This window comes from Catenuloplanes atrovinosus, from assembly GCF_031458235.1.
Lineage (GTDB): Bacteria > Actinomycetota > Actinomycetes > Mycobacteriales > Micromonosporaceae > Catenuloplanes > Catenuloplanes atrovinosus.
In genome coordinates, this window is record NZ_JAVDYB010000001.1 from 3,538,453 (window position 1) to 3,558,744 (window position 20,292).

19 protein-coding genes are annotated in these 20,292 nt (G+C 75.6%); 9 read left to right on the forward strand and 10 right to left on the reverse strand.

The genetic code is table 11. From position 1 onward, the window contains the following. Nucleotide 1: 1 nt before the first annotated feature. Genes J2S41_RS15925 through J2S41_RS15940 form a run of 4 tightly spaced genes read left to right on the forward strand, consistent with a single transcriptional unit; the run spans nt 2 to nt 3,460 of the window. Nucleotides 2–1,015, forward strand: a complete 1,014-nt coding sequence (locus tag J2S41_RS15925) for a hypothetical protein (RefSeq protein WP_310368504.1) — start codon at nt 2–4, stop codon at nt 1,013–1,015. Next, nucleotides 1,012–1,617 (forward strand): hypothetical protein, encoded by a 606-nt coding sequence (locus tag J2S41_RS15930; protein ID WP_310368505.1) that lies wholly within the window; start codon nt 1,012–1,014, stop codon nt 1,615–1,617. Before J2S41_RS15925 ends, J2S41_RS15930 begins: the two co-directional genes overlap by 4 nt. Then, on the forward strand, nt 1,614–2,732 hold the full coding sequence (locus J2S41_RS15935) for a sensor histidine kinase (protein ID WP_310368507.1): 1,119 nt from the start codon (nt 1,614–1,616) through the stop codon (nt 2,730–2,732). Before J2S41_RS15930 ends, J2S41_RS15935 begins: the two co-directional genes overlap by 4 nt. Then, nucleotides 2,729–3,460 (forward strand): response regulator, encoded by a 732-nt coding sequence (locus J2S41_RS15940; RefSeq protein ID WP_310368509.1) that lies wholly within the window; start codon nt 2,729–2,731, stop codon nt 3,458–3,460. Before J2S41_RS15935 ends, J2S41_RS15940 begins: the two co-directional genes overlap by 4 nt. Here the strand turns inward: J2S41_RS15940 and J2S41_RS15945 are convergent. Beyond that, a complete protein-coding gene (locus tag J2S41_RS15945; RefSeq protein ID WP_310368510.1) occupies nt 3,420–4,286 on the reverse strand; it encodes a 5'-methylthioadenosine/S-adenosylhomocysteine nucleosidase family protein in 867 nt (288 codons plus the stop codon). The two genes, J2S41_RS15940 and J2S41_RS15945, sit on opposite strands and share 41 nt — an antisense overlap. After that, entirely contained in the window at nt 4,283–5,953 is a 1,671-nt protein-coding gene (locus J2S41_RS15950) for an AbeC-like domain-containing protein (RefSeq protein WP_310368511.1), read from the reverse strand. Before J2S41_RS15950 ends, J2S41_RS15945 begins: the two co-directional genes overlap by 4 nt. A gap of 145 nt (nt 5,954–6,098) precedes the next feature. On the opposite strand from J2S41_RS15950, the gene J2S41_RS15955 reads away from it, so the two are divergent. After that, on the forward strand, nt 6,099–7,334 hold the full coding sequence (locus J2S41_RS15955) for a macro domain-containing protein (RefSeq protein ID WP_310368512.1): 1,236 nt from the start codon (nt 6,099–6,101) through the stop codon (nt 7,332–7,334). A 157-nt stretch (nt 7,335–7,491) separates the two neighbouring features. Here the strand turns inward: J2S41_RS15955 and J2S41_RS15960 are convergent, their stop codons facing one another. From J2S41_RS15960 to J2S41_RS15975, 4 genes are all read right to left on the reverse strand, one after another. Beyond that, nucleotides 7,492–9,708 carry an ATP-binding protein gene (locus J2S41_RS15960; protein ID WP_310368514.1) on the reverse strand — a complete coding sequence of 739 codons (2,217 nt, stop codon included), beginning with the start codon at nt 9,706–9,708 and terminating at the stop codon, nt 7,492–7,494. A gap of 70 nt (nt 9,709–9,778) precedes the next feature. Next, entirely contained in the window at nt 9,779–10,597 is an 819-nt protein-coding gene (gene map / locus J2S41_RS15965) for a type I methionyl aminopeptidase (RefSeq protein ID WP_310368515.1), read from the reverse strand. Nucleotides 10,598–10,743: 146 nt separating this feature from the next. Continuing rightward, on the reverse strand, nt 10,744–10,920 hold the full coding sequence (locus J2S41_RS15970) for a hypothetical protein (RefSeq protein WP_310368516.1): 177 nt from the start codon (nt 10,918–10,920) through the stop codon (nt 10,744–10,746). Nucleotides 10,921–10,962: 42 nt separating this feature from the next. Beyond that, complete coding sequence (locus tag J2S41_RS15975; protein ID WP_310368517.1) at nt 10,963–12,801, reverse strand: tetratricopeptide repeat-containing protein; 1,839 nt, start codon at nt 12,799–12,801, stop codon at nt 10,963–10,965. Nucleotides 12,802–13,262: 461 nt separating this feature from the next. On the opposite strand from J2S41_RS15975, the gene J2S41_RS15980 reads away from it, so the two are divergent. After that, nucleotides 13,263–13,799 (forward strand): Ig-like domain-containing protein, encoded by a 537-nt coding sequence (locus J2S41_RS15980; protein WP_310368519.1) that lies wholly within the window; start codon nt 13,263–13,265, stop codon nt 13,797–13,799. Nucleotides 13,800–13,858: 59 nt separating this feature from the next. On the opposite strand, the gene J2S41_RS15985 is transcribed toward J2S41_RS15980, so the two are convergent. Next, nucleotides 13,859–14,794 carry an NADP-dependent oxidoreductase gene (locus tag J2S41_RS15985; protein ID WP_310368521.1) on the reverse strand — a complete coding sequence of 312 codons (936 nt, stop codon included), beginning with the start codon at nt 14,792–14,794 and terminating at the stop codon, nt 13,859–13,861. A gap of 97 nt (nt 14,795–14,891) precedes the next feature. Here J2S41_RS15985 and J2S41_RS15990 point away from each other — a divergent pair, with 97 nt between their 5' ends. Further along, complete coding sequence (locus J2S41_RS15990; protein ID WP_310368523.1) at nt 14,892–15,365, forward strand: MarR family winged helix-turn-helix transcriptional regulator; 474 nt, start codon at nt 14,892–14,894, stop codon at nt 15,363–15,365. A gap of 103 nt (nt 15,366–15,468) precedes the next feature. Here J2S41_RS15990 and J2S41_RS15995 read toward each other — a convergent pair whose 3' ends face one another. Continuing rightward, on the reverse strand, nt 15,469–16,305 hold the full coding sequence (locus tag J2S41_RS15995) for a helix-turn-helix transcriptional regulator (protein ID WP_310376392.1): 837 nt from the start codon (nt 16,303–16,305) through the stop codon (nt 15,469–15,471). Between the two features lie 102 nt (nt 16,306–16,407). Between J2S41_RS15995 and J2S41_RS16000 the strand changes: the two genes are divergently transcribed. After that, nucleotides 16,408–17,778: an amidohydrolase family protein gene (locus tag J2S41_RS16000; protein WP_310368525.1), complete on the forward strand. Its 1,371-nt coding sequence runs from the start codon at nt 16,408–16,410 to the stop codon at nt 17,776–17,778. 5 nt (nt 17,779–17,783) lie between these two features. Here the strand turns inward: J2S41_RS16000 and J2S41_RS16005 are convergent, their stop codons facing one another. Next, nucleotides 17,784–19,112, reverse strand: coding sequence for a carboxylesterase family protein (locus J2S41_RS16005; RefSeq protein ID WP_310368527.1), 1,329 nt, complete (start codon nt 19,110–19,112; stop codon nt 17,784–17,786). A gap of 59 nt (nt 19,113–19,171) precedes the next feature. On the opposite strand from J2S41_RS16005, the gene J2S41_RS16010 reads away from it, so the two are divergent. Continuing rightward, entirely contained in the window at nt 19,172–19,759 is a 588-nt protein-coding gene (locus J2S41_RS16010) for a phosphatase PAP2 family protein (protein ID WP_310368529.1), read from the forward strand. Between the two features lie 42 nt (nt 19,760–19,801). Here J2S41_RS16010 and J2S41_RS16015 read toward each other — a convergent pair whose 3' ends face one another. After that, entirely contained in the window at nt 19,802–20,212 is a 411-nt protein-coding gene (locus tag J2S41_RS16015; RefSeq protein WP_310368531.1) for an HPF/RaiA family ribosome-associated protein, read from the reverse strand. Nucleotides 20,213–20,292: the final 80 nt, after the last annotated feature.

Below are 20,292 nucleotides of genomic sequence, written 5' to 3' on the forward strand. Positions count from 1 at the left end.
AGTGATCGAACGCAGAGGCGCATGGACCTTGCTGGGCGCCTACACCCTGCTGTGGTTCGGCGTGGCGTGGGACGGGCAGTGGCACGTCGACGTGGGCCCGGACACGTTCTACACCGCACCACACCTGATGTTCTACGCGGGTTCCGCCCTGCTCGGGTTCTGCTCACTGGCCGTGGTGCTGCTGGTGACCCGCCGCCCGGAGGCGTCCGCCGGCACGACCGTCCCGGTCGGGCCGTTCCGCGCGCCGATCGCCTTCCTGGTGACCGGGCTCGGCGCGGCCGCGCATCTGCTCTACGGCGCCACGGACCTCTGGTGGCACGAGGTCTACGGCTTCGACATCCTCGAGGAGACCCCGTCACACTTCGGGCTGTTTCTCGGCATGCAGCTGGAGATAGCCGGCGTGGTGCTGGCGTTCCTCGGGCTGCGCGGCGAACGGTCCGGGCGGTGGGGCCTGGCCGCGGCGATCTCGCTGTTCGTCGCGAGCGCCGCGATCGGCGTCGACGGCGAGCCGCTGGGCATCCCGCTGAACGTGCTGGGTCTCGGTGCCGGTACGGCCTGGGTCGTCGGCATGGTGGTCGGCGCCGGCCTGTCCGCCCGCTGGCTGGCGGCCATCGGGGCCGCCTACGTCGTGCTGCTCGGCCTGACGTTCCTGTTCCCGCCGTGGGCCACCCGGGTCTACGCCGACGCGATCGATCTGCGCATGCGGGACAACGCGCCGGGCATACCCATCGCGGCGCTCGCGCTCCCGCTGCTGTTTCCGCTGATCGCCCTGCTGCTCGCGGCCGCGGTACGGACGGCCCGGCGCCGGCGGCTCACGCCGCGCGTGGCGATGCTGGCGGTCGGCGCGCTGACCGCACTGACGGTGGTGGCCCAGACGGTGCTGATGAGCAGCCCCTCCATCGCTACGGTCCTGCACCTGGCGCTGACCGGAGCCGCCGGCGCCGGCCTGTGCTGGGTCGGCTGGCAGAACGCGGCGCTGCTGCGCGCGGCGCGACCGGAGGTGGCCGTCGCATGAGCCGCCGTTCGATGTGGACCGGGTGGCCGCGTACCGCCCTGGTGATGATGTCCGCCGCGGTCGCGCTGCTGTCCGCGGCCACCCCGGCCGCCGCGGCCGTGCCGAAGCCGGAGCGGGTGCACAGCGAGACGATGACGCTGGGCGGCACCACGATGACCGCCTCGTTCAGCGACTGGCCGCTGCGCGCCACCAGATCGCTAGACTTCACGTTCGAGCCGGCGGGTGGCATCGAGGGACGCCGCGGCACGCTCCGCGCCGTCTCCCCCGGCGGCGCGGTGACCGCGCTGGGCATGGCCAGCCGCCTCGCCGGCGAGAAGGAGATGACGCTGGTCCGGCACCCGCGGGATTACGGGGTCTGGGGCCTGGACGCGGTCGCGCTGCCCGAGGAGGGAATGTGGCGGTTCGAGTTCACCCTGCACGGCCCGGAGGGGGCCTCGACCGGGACGCTGGCGTTGCCGGTCGGTCCCCGTCCCGGTCCTCCGATCCTGCTGAGCTGGACGGCCGGGCTGCTTCCCTGGATCATCGCGGGGTTCTGGCTGACGTACCGCTGGATCCGGAGCCGGCCGGCACGACGGAGGATCGCGTCCGCCTGGAGCGGTTGAGCGCCGCGCTGCTGGTCGGCCTGCCGCCGCTGGCGGCGATCTGGCCGGTGCTGGAGGGCGACGTGCAGGGGCCGGTGTGGCTGCTGGCCTGCCTCGTCGCCGGACAGTCGGTGGCGCTGCTCCGGAGCCGCCGGTCTCCGCTGGCCACGTTGGTGATCGTCGCCTTGCTGGAGACGGTGCTGATCGTCGTCGACATGGAGCTGCTGGTCGGCGTCATGGCCGCGGTCTGCGGACTGGGCGCCTGGGCCGGCCGCCGCCACCAGCGCATCGGGCTGGCCTTCGGCGCCGTGCTGCTCGCGGTGCTGGCGGCGGCGAACCTGATCAGCGGTCCACGGCCCGGGCACGTGCTCCCCGGTGCCGCCGCGCTGATCGCGATGTTCGCCGGGTTCTGGGTGGTGGGCCGGCTCAACGCCCACGACTTCCATCGGCTCGGCGAACTGCGGCGGTACTCGCGCCGGCTGGAGGAGGAGCGGGCGGCCGTCGAACGGCGCGCCGCCGAGCGGGAACGGTTGCTGCTGGCCCGGGAACTGCACGACATCCTGAATCACGCGGTCACCGCGATGGTGCTGGACGCCGACGCCACGGCCGAGACCGGGGACCCGGCCGAGTGGCGGGCGGCGCTGGAGCGGGTCGCGGGGACCGGCCGCCAGTCACTGGCCGAGCTGCGCCGCCTGCTCGGGGTGCTGCGGACCGCCCCCGACCTGCCGGGCTACCATCCGCTCGCCGTGCTGCCCGGCCTGGACGACGTGGACGCGCTGGTGGCGGTGGACCGGGAGGGCGGCCCGCGCGTGCGGCTGGAACGCCACGGCACGGTGCGCCCGGTCGACGCCAGCGTGGGACAGGCGGTCTACCGGGTGGTGCAGGAGTCGCTGACCAACGTGGCCCGGCACGCCGGGCCGGTCGAGGTTGCGGTGTCCCTGACGTACGCCGCGGAGGCGCTCACCGTGCGGGTGGTCAACGCGCGCGCGACCCGCCCGCCGTCGAAGGCCGGCGGCGGGCTCGGGCTGATCGGCATGCGGGAACGGGTGGAGCTCGTCGGCGGGGCGCTGTCGGCCCGGCCGGCCGACGGCGGCTTCGCCGTCACCGCCACGTTCCCGCTGCGGAGCCCGGCATGACCGAGCCCGGCTCGATCCGCGTGCTGGTCGTGGACGACGAGCGGCTGCTGCGGGAGGCCCTGACCCGGCTGATCGGCGCCGCGCCGGACCTCGACGTCGTGGGTGCGGCGACCGACGGCGCCGAGGCGGTGACGATGGCCGGGCGGCTGGCGCCCGACGTGGTGCTGATGGACATCCGGATGCCGGTGATGGACGGGATCGAGGCGACCCGCCGGGTCGTCGCCGGCCCGCCCACGCCGGCCGGCCGGCCGCCCCGGGTGCTCGTGCTCACCACGTACGACCTGGACAGCTACGTGTACGCGGCGCTGTCCGCCGGTGCCAGCGGCTTCCTGCTCAAGGACGCGCCCAGCGAGCGGCTGCGCGACGGCATCCGCGTGGTCGCCTCCGGGCAGGCGGTGCTGGCCCCGGAGGCGACCGCCCGCCTGATCGAGACGCTCGGCCCGGCCCTGCCGAGCCGGGAGGACGAGCGCCTGCACGCCGCCGTGCGTCACCTCTCCCGGCGGGAACGAGAGGTGTGCGACCTGGTGGGCCGGGGCCTGTCCAACGACGAGATCGCGCAGCGGCTGGACATCAGCCGTTACACGGTGAAGGCGCACGTGTCGAGCATCCTGGCGAAGCTGGGGGTGCCCGACCGGGTGCACGTGGTGCTGGCCTGGTCCCGCCGGCCCCCGCCCCCGGTGACCGGGCTCAGGGACGGAAGTCCAGGTATGGGGCCAGGCCCAGCATGACGGAGGCGGCACGCCGGGCCGCCAGGTCGTGGTGGTCGCCGGCCGAGGGCTTGGTGGCGTCGGCCAGGTCGGAGATGCCGCGGATGGTGAGCCAGCCGTAGCGGGTGCTGTCGCCGGCGGCCTCGTGGAACGCCTGCGCCGCGCCGGCCGCCTCCGTCTCCACCGCGAGCACGTTCTCGTGGACGGTACGCAGCCAGGTGCGGATGTGCGAGTCCCGGTCCGTGACGACCGCGTTGCCGGAGCCGACCGGGCCGCGGAAGACGCGGAAGCGCGGATCGTGCGGGGTGTACCGGTGGTGGGCGTCGAACTCGTTGAGCCGGTGCCCGAGCTCGCCGCGGACGGTCTGCACCCAGCCGCGCACCCTCGGGCCGCCCGCGGTCTCGCGGCGCGCGTCGTAGGCGATGATCTGATCGGAGATCACCACGTCGCCGACCCGCACCCAGTCCGCGACCGCGCCCGCGATGCCGACCAGCAGCACGACCGCGGGCCGGAACCGGGTGCTCAGCTCGCGGGCGGCGAGCGCGGCGGACTCCGTACCCGGCCGCAGGGTCTGCAAGACCACGACGCGCATCGGCGGTCGCCGCGGGACCGGCAGCCACGCCTCGTAGTACTGCGGTCCGCCGGGCGAGGGGCGGCTGGCGTGGCCGCCGGTCAGCGCGGTGACCACCGCGTGTTGCTCCTGCGGCAGCACGGTGATCACCCCTAGGTCGGTCCGCGGCTCCTCCGGCTCGGCATCGGCCGCGGGCCCGGCGCCCGGCCCGGCGGCGGCGTTGAACCGCGAGCCGCTGATCGCGCTGCCGGTGACGATGTTCGACCCGCTGATCACGGACGGCCTCCACCGGACTTCGCGCCGAGCGAGGAGTTCTCGATCCGGCTGTTGGTGACGATGTTGGAGCCGGAGATGTTGAGCACCGAGTCGGCGCGCTGCCGGTACTCCGTGGTGTCCACGCCCTTGGCGTCCAGGAAGTCCAGCACCGCGGCGAGCGTGCGGCGCTCGATCAGCCGCTGGAACCTGTCCACGTCCTGCAGCTGCACCCGGTTCCGCGCGGTGCCGGACTGGCCCAGCTCGCGCACGCCGATCCGGGCGCCGTAGTCGTAGCCGCGCTCGACCTGCAACGCGACCGGCCCGCCGCTGGACGACACCAGCTGGATCAGGGCGCGCACCAGCCGGCGCGGCGCCCGCGCCACGGTCCGCGGCGTGTCCGCCAGCCCGCGCCACAGCGCCCGTGCCCAGGCCGCCGCGCCGGTGCCGCCGACCAGCGAGACCACGCGGTACCGGTCGTCGCACGGGCCGAGCGCGGTGGTGGTCAGCTCCAGGTAGAGCGACCTGCCCTGCACCGCCACGTGGACGTGCACGGACGTGACCAGTTCGCCGCCCCAGGACACCACCCGGCAGGCCAGCGCGTGCCGGGCCGGCGTGGTGGGGTGCCGGATCACCGCGCTCATCGTCTCCGGGCCGGTGTACGGCGCCAGGTGGCTGACCTCGGTCCCGGACAGCATCACGGTGTCCTGCACGGTCAGCCCCGCGATGGTCTCCTCGGCGTCCCGGCCGGGCACCGCGACCAGCCCGTGCAGGTGCTCGCGGAGGTGCGCGACCAGTTCCTCGGCCTCGAACGGCGGCCGCTCGAACTCCCGCGAGCGCTCGGTCAGTTCGTCCGGCACGATGCCCAGCTCGGCCGCGCGCGCGGTCGCGGGGTCGGGCAGCGGCCGGACCAGGCGCTGCGCGAAGCCCCACGTCTCGACGAGGCCGCCGGCGCCGACGTACGGCTCGAAGCCGCCGTACACGACCGTGTTGGCGAACTGCTGCCGGTTGATCTCGCGGAGCCGGGGCGTGTCCACCGGTACGGTCGGCACGGTCCCCGGGCGGAACCCGTCCAGTTCCCACTGCCGCCACAGCGACCAGGCGACCGGCACCGCGAACAGCAGCACGGTCACCATGAGCGCCGCGCCGGCCGTCACCCGGGCCCGCACCTGCAGCCACTCCAGGTCGGCCGGGCTGACCTGGCCGAGGTCGCCGGCCGCCTGAGCGATCAGCGCGACGGTCAGGTACAGCGAGAGCGCCGTGGTCAGGCCCCAGGCCGCGAAGAGCAGCCCGCCGCGGAGCAGCAGCAGGCTCGGGTCGGCGCCCACGCCGTCGCGCAGCCGGCGCACGGTGTCCCGCACGAACCGCCAGGCGGACACGGTGAGCTGCACGCTGACCAGGTTTAGCAGCACGTACGCGAGCACGGTGGTGGACAGGCAGAGGGTGAGGCCGAGCATGACCACGATCGCGGCGTCGCGCCAGATCGCGATGTTGCGGGCGCGCAGGCAGTGCGCGATCACCGGCACCAGGTTGAACCCGTGCGACGGCGCCACGATGCGCCGCGGCTGGTGGTAGACCTCGCCGAGCGTGACGTCGCGGAACTCGTCGTCCAGATAGGCCGCCGCGCACAGGTGCCGGGTCGCGGTGACCGGATCGTCGGGGAACGGTGGCGCGGATACGGAATATGTCATGAGCCTCTCCCATACGGTGTCGGCGATCCCTGGTAATGAATCACGCACCCGATCCGGTATGAATCGAATGGACGGGCGCACCGGAACGCCCGCCCGGCCGCGCGGGCTGGCTGAACGGTCCCGGGCGGATCTACATTGGGGTGTGGTGACGTTCAGTGCCTCGGTGCGGATGGGATTCGTCGTCGACGTGGCGGGCTACAGCCGCCGGTCCGCGCGGGAGAAGGTGGATCTCCAGCATCGGGTGACCGCTTTCACCGACGAGGTGCTGGCCGACCTGGACCTGCGGATCGGGGACACGCACCACCACGGCACCGGCGACGGCATCGTGGTCTTCCTGCCCACCGAGGTCGAGGTGCACCGCGCGCTGGCCCGGCTGCTGCGATCCGCGGTGGAGACGCTGGCCGAGGACAACCGCCGCTACCGCGACCGCATGCGGCTCCGGATGGCGGTGGTGATCGGACCGCTCGGCCCGGCCGCGATCGGCTTCTCGGGCGACGCGGTCGTGGAGGCCGGCCGGCTGGTCGACAGCGACGCGCTGCGCCGCGCGCTCGACCGGCGTCCCGGCGCCGACCTGGCGGTCATGGTGTCCGACCAGCTCCATTCGTACGCCATTCGGGAGCGTCATTCCGGCCTTTCGGCCGACGATTTCTCACCGGTCGAGGTGGAGACCAAGGAATATCGGAAGAACGCGTGGCTGTGGCGCGGCCCGTCCATTCCGGAGCGGGCCCGGCCGGGCGCGTTCCGGCTGCGCGGGGACGACGCTCCGAATTGCACGATCGGCATACGGTCCGGCGGAATCATGCAGATTCACGACGCCGACGTCTGGGTCAACAGCGAGAACACGGACATGGAGATGGCGCGGATCAACGACTTCTCGGTGTCCAGCATCATCCGCTACCACGGCTCGCACCGGGACGCCGGCGGCCACGTCGTGCACGACGTCATCGCGGACGAGCTGGCCCGCGCGGTCGGCGGCGTCAGCCCGGTCGCGCCGGCGGCCGCGTTCGCCACCGGCGCCGGCGCGCTGACCGCCAGCAACGCGGTCCGCTGGATCGTGCACGTCGCCGCGGTCCAGGGCGAGCCGGGCGCGGGCTTCCGCCAGGTGCGCAAGGTGGGCGCGTGCGTCTACAACGCGCTCTCGCTGGCCGAGCGGCTGGACGGCGCCACCAGCATCCTGGTGCCGATGCTCGGCACCGGCGTGGCCGGCGGTGCGCTCGCGCCCACCGCGACCGACCTGGTGACGGCCGCCGCCGACTACCTCGTCGCGCACCCGGCGACACGGCTGCGCGCGGTCTGGTTCCTGGCCTACACCGACCCGGAGCGCGCGGCGCTGCACGACGCCCTCACCGAGCACGCGGCCCTGCGCCCGGCCACCGGCTGACGCCGCGCGACGGTGGCGTTCGTGCTGCGGCGGCGGCCGGCGCGATCAATGGCCAGGCGGCCGTCGGGCGCGGCGGCGCGCTGCCCCTCTGGAGAGCATCAGCGGGCACGCCGCGCGGCTCACCTGGAACGAGGCAGCGGCCCCGCCTGCTCCACCACTACCGCACCACTGTCGGCGGCTCCGTCGAGGCCACCATGGCCGGCTCGGTCACCCTGCCCCGACGCGGCTCGCGGGTGGCGGCGGGCACCTCGCCCGCCGCCGCCGGAAGTGTGACGCAGAAGCGGGAGCCGCCGCCCGGGTTGTCCTCCACCGTGATGGTGCCGCCGTGGCGTTCCGCGATGCGGCGGCAGATGGCGAGCCCGAGGCCGGTGCCGGCGTAGCCGTCGGCCGCGTGCGCGCGATGGAAGTCGTTGAAGACCTTGGCGTGCTGGCCGGGCGGGATGCCGATGCCGCGGTCGGCCACCTCGAGGCGCACCCGCCCGTCCGGCAGCGCGCTCGTGGTCACGTCCACCCGGGCGGGACGGCCGGGCGGCGTGTACTTGATCGCGTTACCGATCAGGTTGTCGACCACCTGGCGCAGCATGCCGGCGTCCGCGCGCACCGGCGCGAGCGGGCCCACGTACACCTGCGGTGCGGGGTCGCCGGCGGTGGCCAGGCGCTCCGCGACCACGTCGTCGACGATCGCGCGCAGGTCCACGTCGGCCGGCCGCAGCGCACCGTCCCGGGCGTGTGCCATGCCGAGCAGGTCGTCGATCAGGCGGCGCATGCGGCGGCCGGTCGCGGCGACCCGGGAGAGCGTGCGCAGCTGTTCCTCGGTCACCGTGGGCGCGTCGGACAGCTCGTCGAGCAGCAGGTCGACGTAGCCGATGACCATGGCCAGCGGATTCTTCAGGTCGTGCGCGACGATGCCGGCGAACGCGGCCAGTTCCGCCTCCCGCTCGCGCAGCGCGGTCACGTCGTAGGCGCAGGAGACCGCGCCGACGATGGCACCGTCCGGGTCGCGCAGCGCCCGCGCATGGGCGAGCAGGCGGCGTACCGTGCCGTCCGGCATGGTCCGGACGATCTCCTCCGCCTGCACCGACTCGTCCCGCAGCGCGCGCAGCAGCGGCGCCTCCTCCGCGGTCAGCGGTGTGCCGTCCGGCTTGCTCAGGCCCAGCGGCTCGATCGTGTCCCGGACGTGGATCACGGCGGGGCCGTCGAAGCGGGACCGGCCGCTGCGGTTCATGTGCACCACGGCGCCGGACGCGTCGCAGGTCACCACCGTGAGATCCAGCAGATCCAGCACCTGGACCAGGTACGCGCGTTGCGCCTCCACCGCCCGGGCGGAGGCACGCAGCTCGCGGGTGGCGGTCTCCACCCGCGCGCGGGCCCGGGCCCGCCCGGTGGCCAGCGCCCAGATCAGCGCGGCGACACACACCGACACCGCGGAGCCGGCCGTCGCCAGCAGCGCCGGCACGCCGCGCCGGGAGCCGTCCAGCGCCGCGGCCGGCACCGCGAACCGCAGCGACCAGGCCCGGTTGCCGACCCTGATGTGCGCGCCGCCGGTCAGGTCCCGCGCGCCGGTCGCGGCTCCGGGCAGCGACGCGACCTCGGCCCGGGCGCCGCGCACGGTCGCCCGCAGCGTCACGTCGACCGGTTCCGGCGTGCCGGTGTCCAGCGCGCCGGCCAGCAGGTCCCGGCCGCGCATGCCCATCACCACCCAGCCGGCGAACTCGCGCACGCCCGGCGACGGCGCGGTGAAGACCGGCGCGGTCACCACGAACGACAGCTGCCGCACCTCGACCGGCACGTCCGCGTCGCGCAGCAGCCAGTACGCGTCGGACACGGTCAGCCGCCGGCCGTCCCGGGCGCCGCGCAACGCGACGACCGCCTCCCGGGACGCGGACACGTCGACGCCGGCCATCCGCTCCCGGCCGCCGTCCAGCGACGCGTCGAACACGTAGAAGTAGTGCTCCGGCTCGGCCACGTTGATCGGCCGCAGGCTCAGCCCGGTGGCGCCGCGCTGCTGCCACCGCCGCTGCGCCTCGGCCACCCGCCCGCGCGCGACCGGCGCCAGGAACGCGATCGCGGTGGCGCCGGGCAGCCGCATGCGCTCGACCGGCGCGACCGCGGTCCGGAACTCGCGCCCGGTCACCGCGGTCCGGTCGCTGAGCGAGGCCGCGACCAGCGACACCGCGTCCGTGTACCGCCGGGCCTCGGCCGCCACCCGGGTCGCGATCGCGTTGGACCGCTGCCGGAGCTGCTCCGCCGCCGCGTCCCGCTGACCCGCCGCGACCACGCCGCCGGCCACCAGCGCCAGCACGACGCCGAGCACGGCGACGGCGGACGCGAGCACGGTGGCACCGCGCCAGCCCGTTCCCCGGCCGGACGACATGTCCGCACCATCGGCCACCCGGCGCGCGTTCTGAGCGTCCCGGGCCGTCCGACTGCGGCAGATCCGCCGGTCAGGCGGCCGCGGCCGGCCGTCCGGTGGAGTCCGCGGGGGTGGTTTCGGGCGCGGGACGACGGGTCAGCACGCGCGGGCCGGACGGGGTGATGGCGACCGTGTGCTCGGAGTGGGCGGTGCGCGAGCCGTCGGCCGAGCGGATCGTCCAGCCGTCCGCGTCGTACCGGATCTTATCGGTGGAACGGCAGAACCAGGGCTCGATCGCGATGGTCAGGCCGGGCTCCAGCTTCATGCCGCGACCGGGCCGGCCGCTGTTCGACACGTGCGGGTCCTCGTGCATGGTGCGGCCGATGCCGTGCCCGCCGAACTCGCCGTTGACGCCGTAGCCGTACGAGCGGGCGACCTCGCCGATCGCGGCCGAGACGTCGCCGAGCCGGCCGCCGGGCTGGGCGGCGGCGATCGCGGCCTCCAGCGCGACCTCGGTGGCCTCGATCAGCGTCAGGTCCGCCGGGTCGGGCGTGCCGACCACGAACGAGAGCGCGGAGTCGGCGACCCAGCCGTCGATGCCGACCGCCATGTCGATGGTGAGCAGGTCGCCGTCGCGCAGCACGTAGTCGTGCGGCAGCCCGTGCAGCACCGCGTCGTTGACCGACAGGCACAGCACGTTGCGGAACGGGCCGCGCCCGAACGACGGCGCGTAGTCCCAGTAGCACGACTCGGCACCGCGCTCCTCGATCCGCCGCCGCGCGTGGCGCTCGACGTCCATCAGGTTGACGCTGACCGCGGCGACCCGGCTCAGCTCGGCCAGCAGCTCCCCCACGAACTGGCCGGTCACCGCCATCCGGTCGATCTCGTCGGCCGACTTGAGCTCGATCACGACAGACTCCCTATCCGTGCGTGGTATTTCTATACCGGGATTTTTATACCACGCAGCGCGGCGCGCGCGTCCGCCCGGGTCGGCCGCGGACCCGGATGACCACCTTCCCGCGCGCGTGACCTCCGGCGACGCGCGCGTGCGCGGACCTACCCGATGATCGGATATTCCGCCGCGACCGGCACGGTGCGGCGCCCGGTGCCGGCCAGCGCCGCGCCGGCCGCGAGCGCGGCACCACGGGCACGGGCCTCGACGCGGCCACGACCCCGGTCGCGCCGCCCGGCCGGCATCGTCCTCGCCGGCATCGGCATGACGAGCTGATTCATCGCCCGCTTCCGGCGGGCCGGCTTCCACGTCGGCCGTGACCGCTACGGGGTGCGGCCGGAGCGCCAGCGGGCCAGGTTCGCGCGTACGGAGGCGGTGCCCGGATGCTCGGGACCGAGCACCGCCTCGCACTCCGCCAGCAGGCCCGCGAACGCGGTCACCGCACCGGCGGCGTCTCCGGCCATCCCGCGCGCGTACGCGAGGTTGCTGCGGCACGTCCACGTGTTCGCGTGGTGCGCGCCGAACACCTGCGCCGACTCCGCGGTCAGCACCTCGTACGCGGCCACCGCGCCGGCCGCGTCGCCGGACTCGCCCAGCCAGCGCGCCGCGTTGCCGCGGGCCAGCAGCGCCCGCGGATGGTCCGGGCCGAGCAGCCGGGCGGCGTCCGCGGCCAGGCGCGCGCAGGCCGCGGCGGCACCGGCCGGGTCGCCGGACGTGCCCCGGCTGTGACAGGCGCGCGCCCGCACCGGGTGCAGCGCCACCGCGTCGCCGGCCGCGCCGAGCAGCGCGTCCACGCCGGCGCGCAGGCGGCACGCGTATCCGGGGTCCGGCTCCCGGTCCGGCCAGGCCGCGAGCGTGGCGTCCGCCGCCGCAGTGGCCGCGTCCGCCAGTTCCGCCGCGGACAGGTCGTCCAGCAGCAGCCGCCGGACCAGCGGATGCAGTGCCGCCGCGGCGTCGTCCGCGGTGACCAGCCCGAACCGGTGCAGGCGGCGCAGCCCGGCGCGGACCTCGTCCGGGTCCAGCGGGTTCGCCGCGGCCGCGTGCGTGCACAGCCAGTCCCGGGCCGCGCGGGTGAGCAGCACCGGCACCGGGATCGCGGCCGGGTCGAGCACCGCGCACAGCGCCAGCAGCGGGGTGGCCAGCCCGGCCGGGCGCGCCCGGTCCGCGGCCTCGACCGCCAGGGCCAGCGAGGCCGCGACCGCGCGGTCCGGCTCGCGGTGCACGCCGGTGCCGCGCGCGGCCAGCCGCCGCCGGTACCAGGAGCAGGGCAGCGCCTCCTCCACGATGACCGCGCCGGCCAGCGCCACCGCGAGCGGCAGGCCGCCCAGGTCCCCGGCGACGCCGTCCGGGTCGTCCGCGAGGTCCGGGCGGCGGGCCAGCCGGGTACGCAGGAAGTCCCGCGCCTCGGTCCGGGTGAACGCGTCCAGCGGCACGTCCCGGCCCGGCACCGCGGCGGCCGGCAGGCGCGTGGTGATCACGGTGCGGCCGTCCGGCGGCGGCAGCAGCCCGTCCAGGTCGGCCGCGTCCGTGACGTCGTCCAGCACCACCAGCCAGCGGCGGCCGTCGTCGGCGAGCGCGTCCGGCAGCGGCCGGCCCAGCTCGGCGGCGGCCCGGCCGTACCCGCTGATGATCTGCTCCTGGGAACCGGCCCTGATCCAGATCAGCAGGTCGATCTCGCGCCCGCGCCACAGCTCCTCGGCCAGGTGCGCGGCCGCCTGGGTCTTGCCCGCGCCGCCCGGCCCGGTCAGCACCCAGCGGCCCGGCCGCGCCGCGATGCCCCGGGCGGACGCGCGCGGCTGGTGCCCGTCGGCCGGCGGGGGCACCGTGCCGATCCGGGTCCGGCTCGCGTCCCGGGCGGTGCCGCGCGGCCGGGGGAAGGCTCGTTCGTAGAGCTCGCGCCAGGCGGTCATGGTCAGCTCCTGTGCCGCGATCGGCCGTTGCCGGCTGGCCGCGTAGCCGGCGCAACCGTCGATGAACGCCTCCACCGTGGCCCACCGCATGCCGCCGGACCCGCCGGTGACCGCCGCGAGCGCTGATCGGCTGACCCGGTGCCCCCGGCGGTGCGCGTGGTCCTTCAGGCTCTCCGCCTTCGGGAGTCCCGCGCTGGTGTGCAGGCGGCGGAGTCGCTGCCGCAACATGTCCACCGGGCGCTCGTCGGGCACCGTTCGTCCTCCTCGCCACGAACCGGGAGCCGCGCGGCCGGCTGTCCGCGCGGTCAGGCGAGCACGGACGGTAGTCGTGGCGTGGGGGGTGTGACGGACAGCGCGTCCGGGGGTCGCCCGATCAGGCGCCGTGCTGGAGTGATCGTTCAGTCAGGCGGGCTCCGGTCGGCGGCGAGGCCGCGCGCGGAACACGTCGCCGCGGCCCGCCGCCAGTCGGAGGTCGAACAGCCCCTTCCGGCGGAGTACGCCGCCCCGTGGCGCCCGCTCCGCCGTTTCGACCACTCCCGGCAGGTTAGTCAAATTTGCGACGCGCGGGAACGGTCGTTGATCCATCTGATCCACCGGAAGGGCCAGGGCGGTTTCCGCCTTCCGGTCAGTTCCGCACAGCCGGCTGCCGGAACCCTCAGGTCGGCCGGCCGGCGTCCGATGCGCCGGGTCCCCGGACCTCGAGGAGCCGTTTCATGCGCAGAACCGCATCCGCCGCCGTCACCGCCCTGCTCGTCGCCGGGCTGCTGACGGTTCCCGCCTCGGCCGCCCAGGCCCGCAAGGGCGACCGCACGCCGCCGCGGCTGAAGGTCACGTCCTACTCGATGCAGGACAACCGGCTCACGGTCGCGGTCGCCGCCTCCGACGCGTCCGGCGTCCGAGCGGTGTCGCTGCTGGTCCGCGGCAAGATCGTCGCCACCGACACCACCGCGCCGTACCAGCTCTCGGCCGACCTGTCCGCGTACCCGGGCGAGGTCAAGTGGAAGGTCCGCGCCATCGACCGCCGCGGGAACGACCGCGTCAGCGAGGAGCGCAAGTCCCGGGTCAAGCCGCGCCCGGACCGCAACCGGCCGCGCCCGGCACCGTCGGTCTCGCCCTCGGTGTCCCCGACCGTGACGCCGACCGTGTCGCCGACGGTGTCCCCGACCGGCACGGCCGAGCCGGAGCCGACCGAGACGGTCGAGCCGCAGCCGACCGGGACCGTCGAGCCGCAGCCGACCGAGACGGACTGACCGGCCGGCGCCGGCCACGGGTCCCGGGCGCACCCGGGACCCGCCGCGGGCGCCGCCGGTCAGCCGACGAGGATGACGGTCTTGCCGGGCAGCGTGCCGGTGGCCGCGTCGCGGTGCACGGCCGGCAGGTCGTCCAGCGGGCGGCGGTCCACGACGTGCAGCCGGAGCCGGCCCCGGTCCACGCGGTCGACCAGGTCGGCCAGGTGGCCGCCGTGCGGGCCGACCCACACGCCGGCGGTGCGCACCGACCGGGACTCGTCGGCCGGGACCGGACCGGCGGAGCTGACGATCGTGCCGCCGTCCGCCGCGTACGCGGTCAGCCTCGCCAGGTCCTCGGGCGCCAGCCGGACATGGTTGACCACCACGTCGAACGGCCCGCCCACGGCCGCCGGGCCCGCGTCCAGGTCGAGCGGGCCGGTCACGTGCGCCGCCCCGTAGCCGCGCAGCCGGTCGGCGTGCCGGAGGTCGTCGACCGCGGTCACGGTCGCGCCGGCATCCGCCGCGAGCTGCACCACGATGCCACCCACCGCGCCGCCCGCGCCGTTGACCAGCACGGTCTGGCCGGCCTCGATCCCGGCCAGCTCGATCGCGGCCTGGCGCGCGGCCAGCCCGGTCAGCGGCAGTGCGGCCGCGTCGGCCAGCGTGAGACTGCGCGGCGCGGCGGCCACCAGGTCGGCCGCGATCACCGCGTACTCCGCGGCGCCGCCGTGCACGTCCAGCGGGAACATCCCGATCACCGGATCGCCCACCCGCAGCCCGTCGACGCCCTCGCCGAGCTCCGCGACCGTGCCGGCCACGTCCAGGCCCGGAGTGATCGGCAGCGGCGTGGGGATCAGCTCGGCGAGCACGCCCAGCCGGATGTGGTCGTCGACCGGGTTGAACGAGGTGGCGGCCACCTTGACCAGCACCTGACCGGCGCCGGGCACCGGACGCTCCACCTCCTCCCGGCGCAGCACGCCGGCGCCGCCGAACTCGTGGTATCGAATCGCCTTCATGGAACTCTCCCGATGCGCTGACTTTCCTGGGCAACTGAGAGCGGAGTCTGCCTGACTTGCCCAGGCAAGTCAATCGGGGAGACGTACGCTGGGCGGCATGACCGGCGCACCCCGATGGCTCGACGACGAGCAGCAGCAGCTGTGGCAGGACCTGCTCACCGTGGTCATCGGCCTGCCGGCGTTGCTGGACCGCCAGATGCAGCGGGACGAGGGCATCTCCCACTTCGAGTACAGCGTGCTGGCCCGGCTCTCGATGACCGAGACGCTCACCATGCGGCTCAGCGACCTGGCCGCGCAGTGCAACAGCACGCTGCCCCGGCTGTCCAAGGTGATGGTCCGGTTCGAGCAGCACGCCTGGGTCACCCGGCACCCCGACCCGGACAACGGCCGGTACACGCTGGCCACGCTCACCGAGGCCGGCCTGGCGAAGGTCGTGCGGTCCGCGCCCGCCCACGTCGAGCAGGTCAGGCGGCTGGTCTTCGACCCGCTCGGCACCGCGCAGCAACGTCATCTCGCCGCCGCGCTGGCCCGCGTCGCCGCCCCGATCCGCGACCGGCTCGACGGCCGCTGAGCGCTGCGGGTTCGTCGCGTCACCGGCGTCGCATTCGATGGCGGCTAGGCTCGGCCGCGTCCAGGATCGGCCAGGCGGCATCGCGACCGGTGCCCGCCGAACACTAGCCGACCGTCAGGTCCTGGTGGCCGATCACGCGCAGCAGGTCCAGCTTCCGCGCGGTCTCGGAGCCGGGCGCGGCGGTCAGGAGGAGCAGCCGCCGGCCGTCGCTGTCCAGTAGCTCCACGTCCAGGTCCAGCACGCCGACGGCCGGGTGCGCGACGCGCTTGTGCCGGAGTTGTTTCACCCGCACGTCATGGCGGTCCCACAGCCGCGCGAAGTCGGCGCTGCGCGCCCGCAGGCGCTCCACGACCGCGGTGGCGACCGGGTCGCCGCCGCGGGCCGCGTGCACCGCGCGCAGGTCCGCGACCAGCGCGGCGCCGATCGTGTCATGATCGTCGGCGACGAACACGCCGCGCACGCTCGGCTCGGTGAACCAGCGGTACACCCAGGACGCCTCCGGGCCGCCGCCGCGCGCCAGGTCGCCGAGGACCGCGATCGCCAGGTCGTTCTGTGCCAGGATCTCGCCGAGGTCCGTGGTGATCAGCGCGGGCGTGTCGGTGAGCCGATCGAGCAGGTGCAGCAGCCCGGGGCGGACGTGCGCCAGCCGCGTGTGGTCCGCGGGCGCCGGGTGCCCGGCGACCCGGAACAGGTAGTCGCGCTCGTCCCGGGTCAGTCGCAGCGCGCGGGCCAGCGCGGTCAGCATCGACGGTGACGGCTGCGGCGACTGCCCCCGCTCCAGCCGGTTGTAGTAGTCGACGGACATGACCGCGAGCCCGGCGACCTCCTCGCGGCGCAGGCCGGGTGTGCGGCGGCGCACGCCCGGCGGCAGCCCCACGTCGGCGGGCCGGATCGCCTCGCGCCGGCGGCGGAGGAAGGCGGCGAGCGCGGGACGGTCCATGCGCTCCAGCATGATCGCCGCGCCCGCGCTCAGCCAGTGATCGCGGATCACCGGCTGAGCGGTGCCTTCCCGCTCCGGGCGCGGCGGCGCAGGGTCGAGCGCATGACCTCACGACTTCTGATCACCGGCGGTACGGTCCTGGCCGGTGCGCCGATGCACGGCGAGTTCCGCCGCGCCGACCTGCTCGCCGAGGCCGGCCGGATCGTCGGCATCGGCACGTTCCCACCGGTCACGGACGCGGAGATGGTGGACGCGACCGGCATGCTGGTGCTGCCCGGCTTCGTGGACGCGCACGCTCACCTGTGGGAGGCGTCGATGCGCGGCATCACGGCCGAGTGGGACCTGCTCGACTTCCTGTACGGCATCCGATTCCACCACGCGAGCCTGCACACGCCGGACGACGTCTACGCGGGCGCGCTGGCCGGCGCGCTGGCCTCCCTCGACGCCGGCACCACCACGGTGCTGGACCACATGCACCTGCCGGCGCACGCGGAGCCGGGACTGCGCGCGGTCCGGGACGCGGGCATCCGCGCGGTGTGGGCGAGCGCGCCGGCCGCGGTCCGGGCCGCGGCCGCCGGCGGGCTGACCACCGACGCCGGCGGCCTGGTCACGCTCGCGGTCGCGGCCGACGAGATCGGGAACGCGCCGTGGGCGACCACCCGCGCCGAGTACCTGTTCGCCCGCGAGCGGGACCTGCCGCTGACCGCGCACCTGGAGACGATCTGGGGCCCGGTACGCGCGCCGGAGATCGAGTGGCTGCACCGCGACGGGCTGCTCGGCCCGCGCCAGGTGTTCTCGCACGTCAACGCGGCATCCGAGGACGCGCTGCGGCTGCTGGCCGACCACGGCGCCGCGGTGGTGTCCACGCCGGACACCGAGCTGCAGATGGGCATCGGCCACCCGGTGCTCGGCCGCGCCGCCGCGCTCGGCGTGCCGGCCGCGCTGGGCAGCGACATCCAGGCGAACAACGGGCCGGACCTGTTCGCCGCGATGCGCCTGGCCCGGCAGGCGGAGAACGGCCGCGCCCAGCGCGCGGTGCTGGACGCGGACGGCACCGGCGGGCTGGCCGGCGTGCCGATGAGCACCCGCGAGGTGCTGCACGCGGCCACGCTGGGCGGCGCGCGGGCGCTCGGCCTGGATCACCTGGCCGGCTCGCTGGAGCCGGGCAAGCAGGCGGACGTGGTGCTGCTGCGGGTGGACGGCATCCGGCACCGGCCGCTGACCGACCCGTTCGCCACGGTCGTGCTGCACGCCGGGCCGGGCGACGTGGACTCGGTGTTCGTGGCGGGCCGCGCGGTGAAGCGGGCCGGCGTGCTGGACGGCGCGCGGCGCGCCACCGGCCTGGTGGAGGCCGCGTGGGCGCGGCTGGCCGAGCGGATGGACGCGGCCGGTGGCCGCCACCCGCACCGGCCGGCGGACCTGATCGCGCGGGTGGTGGCGCAGGCGGCCGCGAACGCCCCGGCCTGGGCCTGAGCCGGTCAGAACCGGTGCGGGCGGGCCGGGTCGGCGGGCCAGCCGGGGTCGCCGGTGGCGGCGAAGCGCAGCCAGGCCGCTCGCATCGGCGCGCCGTCCGCGGTGACCTCCGCCCACGAGCGCCCGTTCAGGATCGGCGCGCCCGCCCAGTCCGCCTCCGTGCCGAACAGCCACGGCAGCTCGCCGCAGTGCGCACCGCGCAGCGGCAGCGATGGGCCGGGCGCGCCGACCCGGTACGTGTGCACGCGCGCGCCGCCGGAAGCCAGCAGCTCCGCGAAGCGCTGCGCGGGGCGGGTGAACACGCGCGCGGTCGACGCCTGCTGGAGGCCGGGCACGGTGGCCAGCGGCGTGTCGCGGAAGAAGTACGCGAGTTCGCGCTCCGCCGTACCCACGACGACCTGGAGGTCCTTGGCGCCCTCGCGGGCGGTGTCGCGCCACTCGTCCGGTGCGGGCAGCGGCTCGGCGCCGGCGACCGGCATGAACGCGGGCACGAGGCCGCCGAGCGTACGCACCGCGAGGTCGCGCTCGGTGCGCTCCTGCGCGGCCACGATCTCCGCCACGGTCGCGTCCCGTGGGTCGGTGCCGAGCCGGCGCACGAACGCGGCGGCCGCCCGCGCGGACGCGGCCGGGGACCCGAGCCCCAGCCCGAGCGGCGGGCTCTGCGCGATCGCGCGGTGGAACAGGCCGCGCGCGGCCGGCACGCCGATCAGGCAGGCGACCGCGTGCGCGCCGGACGAGTGGCCGACCAGCGTGATCCGGTCCGGGTCGCCGCCCAGCGCGGCGGCGTTGTCCCGGATCCAGCGCAGCGCGGTCAGCTGGTCGAGCAGCCCGAGGTTGCCGGGCGCGAGGCCGGGCAGGCGCAGCCAGCCGAGCGCGCCGATCCGGCTGCCGACGCTGACCACCACGGCGTCACCCTCGCGGGCCAGACGGCGCGGGTCGTACCGGCCCCAGGCCACGCCGCCGGACCGGTAGCCGCCGCCGTGCAGGAACACCAGCACCGGGCGGCGCCGGTCGTCCGCGGCCGGCGTGGCCACGGTGAGCCGCAGGCAGTCCTCGGTCAGCGGTCCGACAGTGATCACGCCGAGTCCGGACGTGGGGCGGGACGCGGGCTGCGGCGGGACGCCCACGTCCGCGAGCGCGTCCCGCTCACCGGTCCACGGCTCCTCCGGTACCGGCTCGGCGAAGCGGGCGGCGGTGGCGTACCGGACGCCGCGCAGCACGGTCAGGCCGCGCTCGCGGCGCGCGCGTAGCACGCCCCCGGCGACGCGCACCGGCGTGGCCGTCCACGGTTCGTCATCCGCGGATCCATCCGGGCCGACTGTGCTGGTGATCATGAGTTCAGGAGCCCCCTTGTGCGCCGCCCGGCTTTCGGGGGCTGAAGGAGAACGGTGCCATGTGGCGTAGAACGATCACGTGCGGGCTACTCCTCACGGCGGCGGGCTCGGTCATTCTGGCGCTGGCACCGACCGGCGCGCCGGCCGGCCCGATGGTGGGCGGGGCCGGGTGGCCGCGGTGGGCGGTGGTGGCCGTGGCGTGGGCGGTGCCACTGCTGCCGGTGCTGTTCGTGCCGCTGCTGGTGCTGGCGATCCGGCCGCACCCGCAGCGCGCGCTGCCCGGTCTGCTGGTGGCCGCGGCCGGTGCCGCGCTCACGCTCGCGATCGGCTCGGTCCTCAAGGACCAGTTCCAGGGGGTACGCCCGTGCGCGGCGCCCGGCGCGGACCGCGCGCTGCTGTCCTGCCCGCCCGACTGGTCGTATCCGAGCACGATCTCCGGCCTGGTCGCGGCCGTCGCGGTCGGCGTGGCCGTGATCTCCCGCCGGCTGGCCGTGACCGCGGCCGTACTGGCGGCGCTGTGCGCGGCCGGGCGTGTGCTCGGCGGCGTGCACTCGGTGCCCGACGTGCTGGCCGGGCTGGTGCTGGGCGCGGCCGTCGCCGGCGCGCTGGCGCTCTGGGTGCCGGCTGCCGTCCGTACCCCCGTGTGATGTGAAGGTCCCGGCGGCCCGTGCCGCCGGGACCCGGCCGGCTCAGTCCTGCCCCGGCAGCCCCTCGGCCGGGATCAGCTCCGGCTCCTCGATCTCCGGGCGCCCCTCACGCAGGTGGCGGTTGTGCCGCGGCTCCTGGCGGGTCTTCTGGTCGTTGAGCTTGCGGCGCAGGTCGTCGCGCACGTCGTTCAGCGCCGCGTGCAGGTCCTCCTCGGTGGAGGTGGTGACCAGCTTCGGGCGGCCGGCGATCCAGCACTCCAGCGTCACCTTCTGCCCCTTCGCGGCCCGGTCCTTGACCGAGACCTCCAGCTCCGTGGCGTCGGTGTCGAACGCGGCCAGGCGCGCGTCCAGCGTGGCGAACTGCTCGGCGATCCAGTTCCGGTCCCCCTGGGAGAATCCGGCGCCGACCCGCAGGCAGGTGGCGACGGTGGCCGGGCTCGCGGCGGTTGTCATGGCAGCTCCTCACGTGCGTTCCGGTACGGCATCCCGCCCGGCCGGTGACGACCGGGCGGTAGTGGCCCTCATACCCGTCC

Excerpts from the sequence above, each read along its gene's own strand:
- J2S41_RS15930 (WP_310368505.1), top strand. The coding sequence starts at position 1,012 with ATGAGCCGCCGTTCGATGTGGACCGGGTGGCCGCGTACCGCCCTGGTG.
- J2S41_RS15940 (WP_310368509.1), top strand. The coding sequence starts at position 2,729 with ATGACCGAGCCCGGCTCGATCCGCGTGCTGGTCGTGGACGACGAGCGG.
- J2S41_RS15950 (WP_310368511.1), bottom strand. The coding sequence starts at position 5,953 with ATGACATATTCCGTATCCGCGCCACCGTTCCCCGACGATCCGGTCACC.
- J2S41_RS15960 (WP_310368514.1), bottom strand. The coding sequence starts at position 9,708 with ATGTCGTCCGGCCGGGGAACGGGCTGGCGCGGTGCCACCGTGCTCGCG.
- J2S41_RS15970 (WP_310368516.1), bottom strand. The coding sequence starts at position 10,920 with ATGAATCAGCTCGTCATGCCGATGCCGGCGAGGACGATGCCGGCCGGG.
- J2S41_RS15980 (WP_310368519.1), top strand. The coding sequence starts at position 13,263 with ATGCGCAGAACCGCATCCGCCGCCGTCACCGCCCTGCTCGTCGCCGGG.
- J2S41_RS15985 (WP_310368521.1), bottom strand. The coding sequence starts at position 14,794 with ATGAAGGCGATTCGATACCACGAGTTCGGCGGCGCCGGCGTGCTGCGC.
- J2S41_RS15990 (WP_310368523.1), top strand. The coding sequence starts at position 14,892 with ATGACCGGCGCACCCCGATGGCTCGACGACGAGCAGCAGCAGCTGTGG.
- J2S41_RS15995 (WP_310376392.1), bottom strand. The coding sequence starts at position 16,305 with ATGGACCGTCCCGCGCTCGCCGCCTTCCTCCGCCGCCGGCGCGAGGCG.
- J2S41_RS16000 (WP_310368525.1), top strand. The coding sequence starts at position 16,408 with ATGACCTCACGACTTCTGATCACCGGCGGTACGGTCCTGGCCGGTGCG.
- J2S41_RS16005 (WP_310368527.1), bottom strand. The coding sequence starts at position 19,112 with ATGATCACCAGCACAGTCGGCCCGGATGGATCCGCGGATGACGAACCG.
- J2S41_RS16010 (WP_310368529.1), top strand. The coding sequence starts at position 19,172 with ATGTGGCGTAGAACGATCACGTGCGGGCTACTCCTCACGGCGGCGGGC.
- J2S41_RS16015 (WP_310368531.1), bottom strand. The coding sequence starts at position 20,212 with ATGACAACCGCCGCGAGCCCGGCCACCGTCGCCACCTGCCTGCGGGTC.